The organism is Pseudomonas sp. MS15a(2019), from assembly GCF_013277805.1.
GTDB lineage: Bacteria > Pseudomonadota > Gammaproteobacteria > Pseudomonadales > Pseudomonadaceae > Chryseomonas > Chryseomonas benzopyrenica.
Genome location: NZ_VBTN01000010.1, coordinates 503,386 through 519,108 on the forward strand (window position 1 = coordinate 503,386; position 15,723 = coordinate 519,108).

A 15,723-nucleotide genomic window follows, 5' to 3' on the forward strand; every position below is an offset into this window, starting at 1 on the left:
GGCTCAACCGAAGAAGCGTTGGCCAGCGGCGGCCATTTCGCGGAGTTTGGGGGTCGGGTGGTACAGCGGCCCGAGGTCGGCGTACTTGTCGGCCATGGCGACGAATTCGGCCACGCCAAGGCTGTCGATGTAGCGCAGCGCACCACCACGGAAGGGCGGGAAGCCGATGCCGTAGATCAGGCCCATGTCGGCCTCGGCGGCGCTGTCGACGATGCCGTCTTCCAGGCAGCGCACGGCTTCCAGACACAGCGGCACCATCATCCGCTCGACGATCTCCTCGTCGGTGAATTCACGCTGTTCGTAGGTGACCGGTGCCAGCACCTCGGCCACGGTCGGATCGGCGACCTTCTTCGGCTTGCCCTTCTTGTCGGTCTCGTAGACATAGAAGCCCTTGCCATTCTTCTGGCCGAAGCGATGGGCTTCGTAAAGGGCGTCCACCGCGGTCTTGCGGCTTTCCTTCATGCGCTCGGGGAAGCCCTCGGCCATGACGTCGCGGGCGTGGTGGGCGGTGTCCATGCCGACCACGTCCATCAGGTAGGCCGGGCCCATGGGCCAGCCGAACTTCTCCATCAGCTTGTCGACGCGCTGGAAATCGGCCCCCTGGGCCAGCAGCGCGGCGAAGCCGCCGAAGTACGGGAAGAGAATGCGGTTGACCAGGAAGCCGGGGCAGTCATTGACCACGATGGGGTTCTTGCCCATCTGGCGAGCGTAGGCCACGGTGGTGGCGATGGCTCTTTCGCTGGTCTTCTCGCCACGGATCACCTCGACGAGGGGCATCATGTGCACCGGGTTGAAGAAGTGCATGCCGCAGAAGTTTTCCGGACGCTTGAGCGCCTGGGCCAGGAGACTGATGGAGATGGTGGAGGTGTTGGAGGTGAGGATGGCGTCCTCGCGTACCTGGCCTTCCACTTCGGCCAGCACGGCCTGCTTGACCTTGGGGTTCTCGACCACCGCCTCGACCACCAGGTCGACGCTCTTGAAGTCGCCATAGGACAGGGTCGGGCGGATGCGATTGAGCGCCTCGGCCATCTTCACCGGCTCCAGGCGGCCCTTCTCGACGCGCTTGTTGAGCAGCTTGCTGGCTTCGTTCAGGCCCAGTTCCAGGGCTTCGTCACGAATGTCCTTCATCAGGATCGGCGTGCCCTTGAGCGCAGACTGGTAGGCGATGCCGCCACCCATGATGCCGGCACCCAGGACGCTGGTCAGCTTGACCGGCGCAGCCTGCTTTTCCAGCACCTTGGCCTTGCGCTTGAGCGCCTGGTCATTGAGGAACAGCCCGACCAGGCTGGCGGAGACCGAGGTCTGGGCCATCTTGGCGAAACCGGCGCCTTCGACTTCCAGGGCCTTGTCACGACCGTAGTTGGCGGACTTCTGGATGGCCTTGATGGCTTCCAGCGGCGCCGGATAGTGCGGACCGGCCTGACTGGCGACGAAACCCTTTGCCGATTCGAAGGCCATCATGGCTTCGATGGCATTGAGCTGCAGCTTTTCCAGCTTGGGCTTGCGCTTGGCCTTGTAGTCCAGCTCGCCGGCCGCAGCGCGGCGGACCAGATCCAGGGCGGCGTCGAACAGGTGCTCGGGGGCGACCACGGCATCGGCCACGCCGACCTTGAGGGCGGTGGCGGCGTCGTTTTCCTTGCCGGAGGCGATCCACTCGATGGCGTTGTCGCTGCCGATCAGGCGCGGCAGGCGGACGGTGCCGCCCCAGCCCGGATAGATGCCCAGCTTGACTTCCGGCAGGCCGATGCGCGCGGCGGTGCTCAGCACCCGGTAGTCGGCGGCCAGGGTCATCTCGCAACCACCACCCAGGGCGATGCCGCCCACGGCGGCCACGGTGGGCACCGGCAGATCTTCGAAGTCGTTGAAAATGCGGTTGATCTCGGCGATGCCGGCCTGCAGCTCTTCGGTCGGCCGGCCGAACATCTCGACGAATTCGGTGATGTCGGCACCGACGATGAAAACGTCCTTGCCGCTGGTGACGATGACGCCGCGCAGGCCGGCGTGGGCTTTCAGGGCATCCACGGCCTGGCGGAATTCGCGCAGGGTGATGGCGCTGAACTTGTTGACCGATTCGCCTTGGAGGTCGAAGCGAAGTTCGGCGATGCCGTCCTCCACGTCGCGCACCGAAAGGGCTTTGCCTTCGAAAATCATCAGCGGGTCTCCCTTGAGTCCTGGTCGCGAGGCGGGCGGCGGCTTGGGTGGAAGCCGAAAATCGCCAGCCCCGATATTGTTCTGTGGAGGGCACCGGCCGGGCCGGGGCGAAAATTCATACAACCGTTTGAACGGCTCGCACAACCTTCTGGCAAAAGCGGGCGCTTGTCAATTGGGACACGCGGGGAAAGCGCAACCGGAGGTTCGCGTGGTGGGCGCTTGAGCTTGGCGCGCTTCTGTGCAAGATAGCCGTGGAGCTATCCCCGACTCCTGGAGTCGAAACTACAAGTGGGCGAGCCTCTGCCTGAACAGCTGCCGAGCGACAGCCGGTTCTTTCCAGGCAGAACCTGAAGCCTGCGATTCGAGCGCCAGCCACGGTACGGCCTGGCGCCCCATCATGAAGGAGAGATGTGTATGGCCTACCAACACATATTGGTTGCCGTCGACCTGACCGACGATTGCCAGCCGGTGATCCGCCGCGCCGTGGCCCTGGGTCAATGCTGTGGCAGCAAGGTGTCCCTGGTGCACGTGGTCGAGCCCATGGCCATGGCCTTTGGCGGTGATGTGCCCATGGATCTGTCGTCGCTGCAGCAGCAGCAGATTGAGCAGGCCCGCGAACGACTGGATGGTTTCACCACCCAGTATGCCGAGTTGGCCGGCAACTGCGTGCTGGCCTACGGGCAACCGCGCCAGGAGATCCACCGCATGGCCAAGGAGCAGGGTTGCGACCTGATCGTGGTCGGCAGCCATGGTCGTCACGGTCTGGCCTTGCTGCTGGGCTCGACGTCCAACGACCTGCTGCACGGCGCGCCTTGCGATACCCTGGCGGTGGCCCTGAACAAGGACAAGACCTGATCCCGCGGCCGGGTTGGATCACTCCAACTCGGCCCAGCGCTCGATGAGGCGGTCCAGTTCGGCCTGCAGCGCGTCCATGCGGGCCAGCTTGGCCTGGGTGACCTCGCCCGGCAGCTGGTAGAAGCCGGGATCGGCAATGGCGGTCTGCAGGGCTTCCAGTTCGATCTCCGCGGTTTCGATGGCGCCTGGCAGGGCGTCCAGCTCACGCTGCTCCTTGTAGCTGAGCTTGCGCTTGGCCGGCGCGGCTGCGGGTGCCGCCACAGGAGCAGGCTCGGCCTTGGCGGCCGGCTGTACCGGCTTGTCTTCGCGGGTTTGTACGCCCAGCAGGCGCGGTGAGCCACCCTGGCGCAGCCAATCCTGGTAGCCACCGACGTACTCCCGTACCCGCCCTTCCCCTTCGAACACCAGGGTGCTGGTCACCACGTTGTCGAGGAAAGCCCGGTCGTGGCTGACCATCAGCACGGTGCCCTCGAAACTCAGCAGCACCTCTTCGAGCAGTTCCAGGGTCTCGACGTCGAGGTCGTTGGTGGGTTCGTCCAGCACCAGCAGGTTGGCCGGCTTGCTGAACAGCTTGGCCAGCAGCAGGCGCGCGCGCTCGCCACCGGACAGCGCCTTGACCGGGGTACGGGCACGCTGGGGGCTGAACAGGAAATCGCCCAGGTAGCTCAGCACATGGCGATCCTGGCCGTTGATGGTGATGAATTCGCGACCCTCGGCGAGGTTGTCGATCACCGTCTTCTCCGGCTCCAGTTGCAGGCGCAGCTGGTCGAAGTAGGCGATCTCCAGCTTGGTGCCGTACTGGATCTTGCCGGTGGTGGGCTGCAGGTCACCCAGCAGCAACTTAAGCAGGGTGGTCTTGCCCGAGCCATTGGGGCCGAGCAGGCCGATGCGATCGCCACGCTGGATCAGCAGGGTCAGGTCGCGGATGAGCGGCTCGCCGCCGGGGTGGGCATAGCTCATGTGCTCGGCGAGGATGACCTGCTTGCCGGACTTGTCGGCCGTTTCCAGCAACAGATTGGCCTTGCCCTGGCGTTCGCGTCGCTCGCTGCGTTCGTTGCGCATGGCCTTGAGGGCACGGACCCGGCCTTCGTTACGGGTACGTCGGGCCTTGATGCCCTGGCGGATCCAGACCTCTTCCTGGGCCAGGCGCTTGTCGAACAGGGCATTGGCGGTCTCTTCCGCCGCCAGCTGCTGCTCCTTGTGCACCAGGAAGCTGGCGTAGTCGCCCTGCCAATCGATCAGGTTGCCGCGGTCCAGTTCGAGGATGCGGGTGGCCAGCGCCTGAAGGAAGGCCCGGTCGTGGGTGATGAACAGCACGGCGCCGGGATAGCCGCGCAGGGCGTCTTCCAGCCAGGCGATGGCCCCGATGTCCAAGTGGTTGGTGGGTTCGTCGAGCAGCAGCAGATCGGGCTCGGCCACCAGGGCCTGAGCCAGCAGCACGCGCCGCCGCCAGCCACCGGACAGTTCGGCGAGGGTCTTTTCCGCCGGCAGCTGCAGCCGGCTCAGGGTGCTCTCCACCAGTTGCTGCAGGCGCCAGCCATCGCGGGCCTCCAGCTCCTGCTGGACGTGCATGAGGCGGTCCATGTCCAGTTCACCGCTGGTGTCCTGGGTCAGGTGATGGTATTCGGCGAGCAGCTCGCCGACGCCCGCCAGGCCGGCGGCCACCACGTCGAACACCGAGCGGTCGTCGGCGCGCGGCAATTCCTGCGGCAGCTCGCCGATCTTCAGCGCCGGCGCGCGCCAGACCTCGCCGTCGTCGGCCTGCTGCTCGCCCTTGACGATGCGCAAGAGGCTGGATTTGCCGGTGCCGTTGCGGCCGATGATGCATACCCGCTCGCCCCGTTCGATCTGCCAGGACACCCCGTCCAGTAAGGGGGTGACGCCAAAGGCCAGGGATACGTTGGTGAACTTGAGCAGCGCCATGGGTTTCTCCGCGAAAAAGGCCAGCCAGTCTAGCAGAGACGCCTACCCTAGCGCCGGTCGACGCGACCCGGCGAAACGCCCGGACCGCCCGACGGCAGGCCATGGCCGACGCTTTCGCCGCCTGGCGCCGGCACGTAAGCTAGACTGCCCCGTGACGGTCGGCCGCTGGCCCTGAGCCTGGCGCGCCGCCTCCTCCGCATTCAGCTTTTACGGAATTCCCATGCGCGGTCGCCTGTTCGTCATCCTGCCCCTGCTCCTCGCTCCCCTGATCGGCTCCACCACCTCGCAAGCCGCTCCCCTAGAGCAGCAGCGGCAACTCTACGACCAGGCCAAGGCGGCGCTGGATCGCGGCGACGCCAGCGTTTACCTGGCCAATCGCGGCGAACTGCGCACCTATCCGCTGGAGCCCTACCTGGCCTACGACGAGCTGATCAAGCGCGTCCCCGGCGCCAGCGACGCCGAGATCGAGACCTTTCTCGCCGAGCACGGCGATCTGCCGCAGTCCAACTGGCTGCGTCTGCGCTGGCTGCGCAGCCTGGCCGATCGCGGCGACTGGAATCGCTTCGAGAAATACTATTCGCCCGACTACAACTTCACCGAACTGGATTGCCTGCACGGCCAGTACCTGATCGCCCAGGGCAATGCCAGCGAGGGCTTCAAGCTGGCGGAGAAGTACTGGCTGGTGGGCAAAGCCCAGCCGACCAGCTGCGACGGCCTGTTCCAGGCCTGGGCGGCGCGCGGCCAGCTCACCGAGGAGCGGGTCTGGGAGCGCGCCAAGCTGGCCGCCGACAAGGGCGAATACGGCCTGGTGCGCACCCTCTCCGCCCAGTTGCCGACGCTGTCCGGCCAGGCCCAGCGGCTGATCGACGTGGCGCAGAAGCCGCAGCAGATCGCCAATGTCCAGGCTTTCGCGCCGGCCAGCGAAAGCCTCGCCGACGTGGTCGGCCTGGGCCTGCGCAAGCTGGCGCGCCAGGACCCGGAACAGGCCATGGGCCTGCTCGAGGTCTACAGCCAGCGCATGCCCTTCACCCGCGACGAAAAGGTCGCCATCGCCCGCCAGATCGGCCTGACCCTGGCGAAGAACTTCGATCCGCGCGCCCTGCCGTTGATGGAGCGTTACGATCCCGAGCTGCGTGACGATGACGTCAGCGAATGGCGCGCCCGACTGCTCCTGCGCCTGGGTCGCTGGAGCGATGCCCATGCCCTGATCGAGCGCTTTCCACCCAGCCTGGCCAAGGCCAATCGCTGGGAATACTGGCGCGCCCGCACCCTGGAGCTGATGCAGCCGCAGAGTCCGGCGGTGCTGCGCGAATACGCCGAAGTCAGTCGCGAGCGTGACTATTACGGCTTTCTCGCCGCCGACCGCAGCAAGGCGCCCTATCAGCTCAACAACAAGCCGCTGGTGCTCAGCGACGCCCTCAAGCGCAAGGTACGCAACACCCCGGGCGTGCAGCGGGCCCTGGAATTCATCGCTCGCGGCGAGCCGATCAATGCCCGCCGCGAGTGGTTCTACGTCAGCCGTCACTTCAACCGTGACGAACTGGTGGCCCAGGCGCGCATGGCCTACGACATGCAGTGGTACTTCCCGGCGATTCGCACCATCAGCCTGGCCAAGTACTGGGACGACCTGGATATCCGCTTCCCCATCGCCTATCGCGAGAGCTTCGTGCGCGAGGCCCAGACCCGCGGCCTGCACAGCAGCTGGGTGTTCGCCATCACCCGCCAGGAGAGCGGTTTCATGGCCGATGCGCGCTCCGGCGTGGGCGCCATGGGGCTGATGCAGCTGATGCCGGCCACCGCCAGCCATACCGCCAGCAAGTTCGCCATTCCCCTGGCCTCGCCGCAGCAGGCGCTGACCCCGGAAAAGAACATCCAGCTGGGCACCGCCTATCTGTCCATGGTCCATGCCCAGTTCAACGGCAACCGGGTGCTGGCCTCGGCCGCCTACAACGCCGGCCCGGGCCGGGTGAAGCGCTGGCTGAACGGCGCCCGCCACCTGGCCTTCGATGTCTGGGTGGAGACCATTCCCTTCGACGAGACGCGGCAATACGTGCAGAACGTGCTGGCCTACGCGGTGATCTACGGCCAGAAGCTCAATTCGCCACAACCCCTGGTGGACTGGAACGAGCGCTTCTTCGACGAGACCTGAGCGCCTGCCGGCTAATCTCCCCCTCCCTGGCGGACTCGAACGCTGCTTCGAGTCCGCCGCGCAGGCGCCGTCCAGAGCGTTTCCGTCGCTGCGCCGCACGTTCCATCAAGGCCTCCGGCCCCGTGATGGCTGCGCAATCGAGCGTCACCCCCTATACTGCAGCCCCCTTTTTTTCCGCTATTGAACCGGAGAAACCCATGCTCAAGCGTTCGCTGGCCCTGGCAGCAGGCCTGGCCCTGTCCCTGACGTCCCTGCTTTCCCATGCCGCCGACGAACTGCGCGTCTCGGCCATTCCCGACGAGGCGCCCACCGAGCTGATCCGCAAGTTCAAGCCGCTGGGCGAATACCTGGAGCAACGCCTGGGCATGCCGGTCAAGTTCATGCCGGTGTCCGACTATGCCGGCGTGGTGGAAGCCATGGCGTCGGATCGGCTGGACCTGGCCTGGTTCGGTGGCTTCACCTTCGTCCAGGCGCAGCGCAAGGCGCCGATGAATCCCCTGGTACAGCGTGAGGAAGATCAGCAGTTCACCAGCAAATTCATCACCGCCGATCCGGCCGTGAAGAGTCTGCAGGACCTCAAGGGCAAGACCTTCGCCTTTGGTTCGGTCTCCTCCACCTCGGGCAGCCTGATGCCGCGCTACTTCATGCAGCAGGACGGCATCGTTCCCGAGCAGTTCTTCTCGCGGGTAGCCTATTCCGGCGCCCATGACGCCACCGTCGCCTGGGTTGCCGCGGGCAAGGCCGATGCCGGGGTGCTCAACGCCTCGGTGTGGAAGAAGCTGGTCGACGCCGGCAAGGTCGACACCAGCAAGGTCCGGGTGATCGCTACCACCCCGGCCTACTATGACTACAACTGGACGGTGCGCGGCAGTCTGGATCCGCAACTGGCAGCCAAGATCAAGCAGGCCTTCCTCGACCTGGACCCGGCCAAGCCGGCGGACAAGGCGATCCTCGACCTGCAGGCGGCCAGCCGCTTCGTGCCGACCTCGCCGGACAACTACAAGAGCATCGAAGCTTCCGCCCTGGCAGCCGGCCTGCTCAAGTGAGTCTCGCCCTCAGGGGCGTGACGCTGGTACACGCCGACGGCTCGCCCGCCCTGGCCGATCTCGACCTGCACCTGGAACAGGGTGAGCAGGTCGCCCTAATCGGCCCGTCCGGGGCGGGCAAGACCAGCCTGCTGCGGCTGCTGGCCACCGGGCTGCGGCCCGTGACGGGTCAGCTGGAGCTACTCGGGGAAGATCCCTGGACGCTGGGCAACCGCGCGCGGCGCCAGCTGCGCGCCCGTATCGGTCTCATCCACCAGGCCCCGCCGCTGCCCGCACGTCAGAGAGTCATCACCGCGGTGCTGGGCGGACGGCTCGGCCAGTGGTCGCTGGTGCGTAGCCTGGTCAGCCTGGTGCATCCCCTGGATCGCGCCGGTGCCGCTGCGGCCCTGGAGCCGCTGGATCTCGCCGACCGTCTCTACGCCTCCTGCGATCAGTTGTCCGGTGGCCAGCTGCAGCGCATCGGCATCGCCCGGGCGCTCTACCAGCAACCGCAGCTGCTGCTCGCCGACGAACCCGTGTCGGCCATGGACCCGGTGCTGGCCGGCCATACCCTGGAGGTGCTGCGCGACGCTGCCGGGCGCCAGGGCAGCACCCTGGTCACCAGCCTGCACAACGTCGAACTGGCGCTGCAGCGCTTTCCGCGCATCCTCGGTCTGCGTGCCGGCCGGCTGCTGTGGGACAAGCCCGCCAGCGCGGTGAGTGAGGCCGATCTCGCGGCGCTCTATGCCAATGACGGCCTGAGCACAACTCTATCGCTCGCCGCGCCGACTCCGGCCGAGACACCGCTCGATCTGCCACGATGCTGAATCCGCCTCGTCGGGACCCCGCTGCCCGGCCCCGCCTGCTGCTCACCCTGCTGGCCTTGGTGCTGGCCTGGCCGACGCTGCGCCTGGCGGAATTCGATCTGCTGGGCCTCTTCACCGGCGACAATGCCCGCACCATGGGCAACTTTCTCGCCGGCTTCTGGCCACCGGCCCATGACGCCGACTTTCTCGCCGTGCTGGGTCGCGCCACCCTGGAAACCCTGGCCATCGCCACCTTGGGCATGGCCCTGGCGGCACTGATCGCCCTGCCCGCTGCCCTGCTGGCCACCCGCGCGCTGTCGATTTCCGCCCTGCCCCGCGCCGGTCGCCCCGGTCGGTTGCCGCGCCTGCTCCGCGGGCTGGTCCGCGGGGTACTGATCGTCCTTCGCAGCGTGCCGGAGATCGTCTGGGCGCTGCTGTTCGTCCGCGCCGTCGGCCTGGGCCCCACGGCGGGGGTGCTGGCCATCGCCATCACCTACGGCGGCATGCTGGGCAAGGTCTATGCGGAGATCTTCGAATCGGTCGATCCCCGCCCGGCGCGGGCCCTGCTACTGCAAGGCGCCGGGCGCCTGCAGGCCTTCGTCTATGGCGTGCTGCCCAATGCAGCAGGCGAGATGATTTCCTATAGCGTCTACCGCTGGGAGTGCGCCATCCGCTCCTCGGTGGTGATGGGCTTCGTCGGCGCTGGCGGCCTCGGCCAGCAGGTCGACCTGTCGCTACGCATGTTCGCCGGTGGCGAGGTGGCCAGCCTGCTGCTGACCTTCCTGGTGCTGGTGCTGTTGGCCGATGTGCTGAGCCGGCTGCTGCGCCAGGTGGAGCGCGGCCAAGGCCGTGGCCCCGGGCTGTTGACGGTAGTGGCGATGGGCACCGCCCTGCTGGTGTCCATCAGCTACCTGGGCACCGCCTTCGGTGAATTGCTGAGCGCCCGCGCCCTGGGTCAGATGGGTAGCTTCCTGGCCGATTTCCTCAAGCCGGATTTCTCCGTCGGCCAGCTGTCGGCCGTGGCCTGGGGCGCGGTGGAAACCCTGGCGATGTCGGCCCTGGGTACCCTGCTCGCCGGGCTGCTGGGGCTGCTGCTGGCCTTGCCGGCGGCCGGCCGCTTCGGCCTGGCCGCCCTGGCGCTGGCGCGACTGCTGCTCAATGCCCTGCGCGCCGTGCCGGAACTGGTCTGGGCGGCGCTGATGGTGCTGGCCGCCGGCCTGGGACCCAATGCCGGCACCCTGGCGCTGGCCCTACACACCGCCGGGGTGCTTGGCCGGCTGTTCGCCGAAGCCCTGGAAAACACCCCCAAGGCGCCTGCCGAAGCCATTCGCCTGGCCGGCGGTGGCGCGCTGGCGGCCTTTCTCTACGGCACCCTGCCGGCAGTCTGGCCGCAGTTGCTGGCCTATCTGCTCTATCGCTGGGAAAACAACATCCGCATGGCCAGCATCCTCGGCTTCGTCGGCGCCGGCGGCCTGGGGCAGCAGCTGTACTTCAGCCTGAGCCTGTTCCAGCAGGCCCAGGCCGCCACCGTGATCCTCGGCATGCTGGTGCTGGTGCTGGGCGTGGATCTGCTGAGTAACTGGGCCCGGCAGCGCTGGGTCGTTCGTTAGAGCCTATTCAAAGGCTGCTGCGCGTCGGCCAAACGGCGTTGAAAAGACCATCGGAATGCTCATTTACTACTCGTAAACTCCGCTTCCTCAGGTCTTTTCGCCTTGTTTGGCTCTAGCTCGCGAGCCTTTGAACAGGCTCTTAGCGAATCTCCGGCAGCAGCAGCGCTGGCAATTGCGCGAGAAAGGCGGCTTCGTCGTCGAGCTGACGCAAATCCAGCCAGAGCGCATCGGCGTCGATGCGCCCCACCACCGGAATGGGTAGCTGGCGCAGGCCCTCTTCCAATTGCCGCAGGGCGCGCCCACGCAGGCGCTTGCTGACCTGGGGGCGACAGCACAGCGCCGCCCCGGGCAGCCGTGCCACCGGCTGGGCGCCACTGCCGATCATGCCCAGCGCCGGCTCCACGCTGACCGCATAGGTCGCGCCTAGCACGGCGGCGAAGGCCGGCAGCAGCCGCTCGGCCTGGGTGGTGATGGCCTCGGCCGAGCGCGACAGCAGCCTGAGGCTGGGCAACCGCTCGGCCAGTCGATCCGGATCGCGATAGAGCGCCAGGGTCGCTTCCAGGGCGGCCAGGGTCAGCTTGTCGACCCGCAGCGCCCGCTTGAGCGGATTCTTCTTGATGCGCTCGATGAGGTCGCGGCGACCGACGATGAGGCCGCACTGGGGGCCGCCCAGCAGCTTGTCGCCACTAAAGGTCACCAGGTCGGCGCCATCGCGCAGGGCCTGCTGCACCGTGGGTTCGGCGGGTAGCCCCCAGCGGGTCAGGTCCACCAGGGTGCCGCTACCCAGGTCTTCCAGCAGCGGCACGTTATGGGCGCGGGCAATGGCGGCCAGCTCCGCCGTGGCCACGCTGGCGGTAAAGCCCTGGACGCTGTAGTTGCTGGTGTGCACCCGCATCAGCAGCGCGGTGCGCGGGCCGATGGCGGCCTCGTAGTCGCGGGCATGGGTGCGATTGGTGGTGCCCACCTCCACCAGCTTGACCCCGGCCCGGGCCATGATGTCGGGGATGCGAAAGGCACCACCGATCTCGATCAGCTCGCCACGGGACAGCACCCCTTCCTTGCGTGCCCCTATGGCATGCAGGGCCAGCAGGACCGCCGCGGCATTGTTGTTGACCACGGTCACCGCCTCGGCGCCGGTGAGTTCGCGCACCAGGTCGGCGACCAGGTCGTCGCGATCGCCGCGCTTGCCGGTGGCCAGATCGAATTCCAGATTCATCGGCTGACGCGCGACCTCGGTCACCGCGGCGATCGCCTCTTCCGCCAGCAGCGCCCGTCCCAGGTTGGTGTGCAGCACCGTGCCGGTGAGATTGAACACCCGCCGCACCCGCGGCTGGCTATGCAACGCCAGGCGCTCGCCCAGGCGACCGGCCAGCACGCCCTCCTCCACCTCCACGGCGGTCAGGGTGCCGGCTCTCAGGGCGTCGCGCAGATCGTCCAGCAGCGAACGATAGCCGCCAAGGACCAGCTGGCGACCGTGGCGCTCCTCCAGCGGACGCGAAGCGGGATGGCGCAGCAGGCGGTCGATGGACGGCAGGCGAATGGCGGTCATGGGAGCCTCTTGGATCGATTCGACCCCCAGTGTAGCCGGAACCCGCGGCGGGTCGACCAGGGCGCGCCGCGCTGCCGCAGACCTGGCCCGTCCCGGCGTGGGGTGGCCCGAACCCGGACCCGGGGCGTCCGGAAATGACCCCCGGGTTCCCGGCTTGCCGCGTGCCAGAGCCCGTCCTAGGATGGTTTTCGCGGGCTTTTCCCTGGCGCCTACCGTGGTCCTGGCGTGGAAGGCCCTGGCCACCGCGTCCACCTCACGACAATAACAAAGGTGCCGTCATGTCCAAGAAAACCTCCCCCTGGGCCAGCGATGGCCTGCTCGACAACAGCGACATCGTCAGCCTCGGCAACTTCACCTACCTGCACACGCTGAAGAGCGCCGCGGTCACGCCGCTGGCGCAGACCAGTTCGGCCAGCACCCCAACCGTCAGCGAATTCCTCAACGGCGCCATCAGCGAGTACGTGCTGGGTGGCACGCCCGACGGCATGCGGCCGTTCCTGGTCGATGGCCAGCAGCTGACGCTGCACAACTCGCTCAACGGCGCGACGGCCCACACCTGGATCACCGCCGAGAACCAGGTGCTCATCAGCTATGCCGGCACTACCAGAGGCGAGAATCTGCTGATCGATCCCCTGTCCACCGCCGGTGGTCTGCTGAGCGATCTGCAGATCCTCGGCCAGCAGGTCTCCAGCGCCCAGCGCCAGTCGCTGGACTTCGCCCACCAGGTGATCGAGGCGGCGGCCAAGCAGGGCTATGGCACCCAGGACATCTTCGTCACCGGCCACTCCCTGGGCGGCATCTCGGCGGCCTACGTCGCCCAGCAGACCGGTCTTGGCGGCATCAGCTTCGAGGCCTCGGGCATTCCCCGCGATGCGCACGCGGCGGGTCACGGAGGCAACTTCGTCAATGTGGTCACCCTCGGCGATCCGGTGGCCAACTACAGCTCCGACATCCGCGGCGAGCAGCCCTTCGCGCCCAGCTTCGTCAGTCAGGCCGAGGGCGGTGGCAGCCTGCCGCACTATGGCTCGCTGTTCCTGATCGGCGCCCAGGCGGATCAGCAGGACCTGGCCGAGGCGGCGGCCAAGGTGGGCCACCTGTTCAGCGGCGACAACGGCGGCCAGGTCAATCCGCTGGGAGCGGCCCTGCATCCGGTCAGCGTGGCCGCCGGGATCGCCGAAGCGGCGCGCCTGATCGCCGAATTCCATCTGCCGGCCGCCGAATACACTAACCTGGGAGTGACCCCGACCGGTGGCTTTCTCGACACCCTGCCGGCACAGATCGGCACGGCCCATGGTCCGGTGCTGATGGTCGGCAACTACAGCGTGGCGGAGTTGCAGGCCTTTTCCGAGACCCATGCGACCTTCGGCTAGCCGGCTCGCGGCGGCCTTGTTTCGCCGCCGTGGGAGAACTCCCTCCTGCCGTTCGGGTCTGCCCTCCTATCGTCTGGGACCCCGAGGGTCCCGCCCGCCTTTAGCCCAGGAGAACCCCATGACCGCAGACGGTCCCCAGCGCATGACCGATGAAGAAGCCCAGGAATTCGCCACCGAGGTGTTCAACCTTGCGCGCACCGGCAATGCCGAGGTGCTGGCCCTGGTACTGGACAAGGGGCTGACGCCCAATCTGCGCAATCACAAGGGCGACAGCCTGCTGATGCTGGCCAGCTACCACGGTCACCTGGAGGCCAGTCGCGTCCTGCTGGAGCACCGGGCCGATCCGAATCTGGCCAACGACATGGGCCAGTCGCCCCTGGCCGGGGCGGCCTTCAAGAACAACCTGCCGATGGCCGAACTGCTGCTGGAGCACGGCGCCGCCGTGGAGGGCGCCATGCCCGACGGCAAGACCGCGCTGATGATGGCGGCCATGTTCAATCACGTGCAGATGGTGGAATTGCTGGTCGCCCGCGGCGCCGATCCCAAGGCCCGGGACGCCGCCGGCAACACGGCGCTGAGCGTGGCCCGCGCCATGGGCGCCCAGGACACCCCCGCCGTGTTGGAGCGACTGGGCGGCGTCTGAATGGCTCGTTGTTCAGCGGCGGACAACGCCACGCTGGTGGCAGCCCTTGCCGAAGTGCTGCGCCACGACTACGGCTGTCATACCGCTATCCTCTACGGCTCGCGCGCTCGTGGCGACTGGGAGCCTGACAGCGATCTGGATGTACTAGGGTTCCGGGATACGGACGCCCCGATCCGCTTGCCCACGGACTGGCAGGGCCTATATGTGGATGGCTGGATCGATGCGACCGCTGCACGACCCAATGCCAGTTGGGTTCGGCTAAAGGGCGGCCGAGTCTTGTTCCAGCGCGAACGGTTTGGCGAGCAGGTGCTTGCCCAGGTGGAAGAGCTAGTAGCAGAACAGACCGTAGCGCTGTCAACCGATGAACGTCTCCACCGGCAACAGTGGGCGCGGCGCATGTTGCGCCGGGCAGCACGCGACGATGCCGAAGGTCACTATCGGCTCCACTGGCTGCTGTTCTCCCTGCTGGAAGACTATTTCGCGGTGCGGGGACTCTATTATCCGGGTCCGAAAGCGGCTTTTGCCTTGTTGCGTCAAGGTGCGCCTGAGCACTTTCATGGCTTTGATCGAGCGATGGCGATGAGGGGCTCGCTAACCGAGGTGGCCGATCTGGTTAGCTTGATCTACGACCCCTCCACCGGTATCGAGCAGTCTTGAATCCAAGCACCTGTTTCAGCGCTTCTGGTAGCGATAGAACAAGTTAGGCTCGCTGACCACATAGAGGTTGCCGGCGGTATCCAGGGTGGCACCCTCGGGCTGGCGGATCCGCCGTGACAGGCCGCCGAAGGGCGCCACCAGGGAACGGGTATCCAGGGTATGGCCCTGGTCGTCGAGTTCGATCAGCACCCGCGACTCGTCGCTGAGCAGCAGCAGGTGGCCGGTGCGGCGATCGACATGGACCGCGGACAGGTCGCCGGTGCTGGGCGCCTGGTCCAGCCAGGCCTGGCGATCGATGATGCGCAGGGCGAAGTCGCCGTCGAAGCTCTTGAGCAGGCCACGGATTTCATAGAGCTTGCGCGGCGAGTGCTCCTTGACCACGAACAGCCGATCGCGGGCGGCGTCGTAGTCCAGGCCTTCGAAGCCCTGGTTGGCGCGGGGGAAGAGATCCAGGGTCAGGCTGCGATAGTCCTTGCGCCGGAGCACGTCGTCGCCCTCGGGGATGCCTACCAGGGTCAGGGCGTTGGCACCCTCTTCCGCCAGCAGCAGGCGGTCGTTGCCCAGGTAGGTCACGCCTTCGACGTCGTCGAAGCCTTCCAGGCGATGGCGTTGCAGCAGCTCGCCGTCCCGGCTCAGCGCCAGCAACTCCGGCGGATTGTTGACCACTGCCCAGAGGCGATCCCGCTCCGGGTCATAGCTGAGGTCGGACAGGTTCTCGGTGACGCCGGCCACCGGCTTGGCTTCCACCGCCACCCGGTAGCGACCGAGTTCCAGGGAGGTTCGGGGTTCGCTCTGCCACTGCTGGCCGACCCAGAACAGCAACTGGCTGTCCAGATGGCTGCTGCGCAGGCCCTGGGTCACCCCCAGTGCCAGCAGCAGGGCCAGGCCCAGCAGCCAGCCGGTCCGTCCGATCCTGATCCGTCGTACCCACGCCGTCATCGCCTTGCCCCGTCATTGTTGTACGGGGCGGAGTATCCAGGGCTGT

At 67.0% G+C, this 15,723-nt stretch carries 12 protein-coding genes and 1 pseudogene; 9 read left to right on the forward strand and 4 right to left on the reverse strand.

The features are described 5' to 3' along the window. Positions 1-3: 3 nt before the first annotated feature. Positions 4-2,151 carry a fatty acid oxidation complex subunit alpha FadB gene (gene fadB, locus FEZ61_RS16820; protein ID WP_173149577.1) on the reverse strand — a complete coding sequence of 716 codons (2,148 nt, stop codon included), beginning with the start codon at positions 2,149-2,151 and terminating at the stop codon, positions 4-6. Between the two features lie 414 nt (positions 2,152-2,565). Here fadB and FEZ61_RS16825 point away from each other — a divergent pair, with 414 nt between their 5' ends. Continuing rightward, positions 2,566-3,006: a universal stress protein gene (locus FEZ61_RS16825; RefSeq protein WP_017639786.1), complete on the forward strand. Its 441-nt coding sequence runs from the start codon at positions 2,566-2,568 to the stop codon at positions 3,004-3,006. A gap of 18 nt (positions 3,007-3,024) precedes the next feature. Here the strand turns inward: FEZ61_RS16825 and FEZ61_RS16830 are convergent, their stop codons facing one another. After that, positions 3,025-4,929, reverse strand: a complete 1,905-nt coding sequence (locus FEZ61_RS16830; protein WP_017639787.1) for an ATP-binding cassette domain-containing protein — start codon at positions 4,927-4,929, stop codon at positions 3,025-3,027. A gap of 220 nt (positions 4,930-5,149) precedes the next feature. On the opposite strand from FEZ61_RS16830, the gene FEZ61_RS16835 reads away from it, so the two are divergent. The 5 genes and pseudogenes from FEZ61_RS16835 to phnE all read left to right on the forward strand — a co-directional run bounded on the left by FEZ61_RS16835 (position 5,150) and on the right by phnE (position 10,519). Further along, positions 5,150-7,078 carry a transglycosylase SLT domain-containing protein gene (locus tag FEZ61_RS16835; RefSeq protein ID WP_173149579.1) on the forward strand — a complete coding sequence of 643 codons (1,929 nt, stop codon included), beginning with the start codon at positions 5,150-5,152 and terminating at the stop codon, positions 7,076-7,078. A gap of 197 nt (positions 7,079-7,275) precedes the next feature. After that, complete coding sequence (locus tag FEZ61_RS16840; RefSeq protein ID WP_173149581.1) at positions 7,276-8,124, forward strand: putative selenate ABC transporter substrate-binding protein; 849 nt, start codon at positions 7,276-7,278, stop codon at positions 8,122-8,124. Further along, on the forward strand, positions 8,121-8,930 hold the full coding sequence (locus tag FEZ61_RS16845; protein WP_173149583.1) for an ATP-binding cassette domain-containing protein: 810 nt from the start codon (positions 8,121-8,123) through the stop codon (positions 8,928-8,930). The genes FEZ61_RS16840 and FEZ61_RS16845 overlap by 4 nt, the downstream gene beginning before the upstream one ends. After that, positions 8,924-9,736, forward strand: a pseudogene (locus FEZ61_RS24470) (ABC transporter permease); the annotation flags it as partial. The gene FEZ61_RS16845 and the pseudogene FEZ61_RS24470, both read left to right, overlap by 7 nt. A gap of 51 nt (positions 9,737-9,787) precedes the next feature. Beyond that, positions 9,788-10,519, forward strand: a complete 732-nt coding sequence (gene phnE, locus FEZ61_RS24475; protein WP_242455189.1) for a phosphonate ABC transporter, permease protein PhnE — start codon at positions 9,788-9,790, stop codon at positions 10,517-10,519. Positions 10,520-10,658: 139 nt separating this feature from the next. Here phnE and selA read toward each other — a convergent pair whose 3' ends face one another. Further along, positions 10,659-12,068, reverse strand: a complete 1,410-nt coding sequence (gene selA, locus FEZ61_RS16855) for an L-seryl-tRNA(Sec) selenium transferase (RefSeq protein ID WP_093255969.1) — start codon at positions 12,066-12,068, stop codon at positions 10,659-10,661. Positions 12,069-12,346: 278 nt separating this feature from the next. Here selA and FEZ61_RS16860 point away from each other — a divergent pair, with 278 nt between their 5' ends. The 3 genes from FEZ61_RS16860 to FEZ61_RS16870 all read left to right on the forward strand — a co-directional run bounded on the left by FEZ61_RS16860 (position 12,347) and on the right by FEZ61_RS16870 (position 14,738). Further along, entirely contained in the window at positions 12,347-13,438 is a 1,092-nt protein-coding gene (locus FEZ61_RS16860; RefSeq protein ID WP_173149587.1) for a lipase, read from the forward strand. A gap of 118 nt (positions 13,439-13,556) precedes the next feature. After that, positions 13,557-14,081, forward strand: coding sequence for an ankyrin repeat domain-containing protein (locus FEZ61_RS16865; RefSeq protein WP_017639794.1), 525 nt, complete (start codon positions 13,557-13,559; stop codon positions 14,079-14,081). Next, a complete protein-coding gene (locus tag FEZ61_RS16870) occupies positions 14,082-14,738 on the forward strand; it encodes a nucleotidyltransferase domain-containing protein (RefSeq protein ID WP_017639795.1) in 657 nt (218 codons plus the stop codon). 15 nt (positions 14,739-14,753) lie between these two features. On the opposite strand, the gene FEZ61_RS16875 is transcribed toward FEZ61_RS16870, so the two are convergent. Then, positions 14,754-15,677: an SdiA-regulated domain-containing protein gene (locus FEZ61_RS16875; RefSeq protein WP_017639796.1), complete on the reverse strand. Its 924-nt coding sequence runs from the start codon at positions 15,675-15,677 to the stop codon at positions 14,754-14,756. Positions 15,678-15,723: the final 46 nt, after the last annotated feature.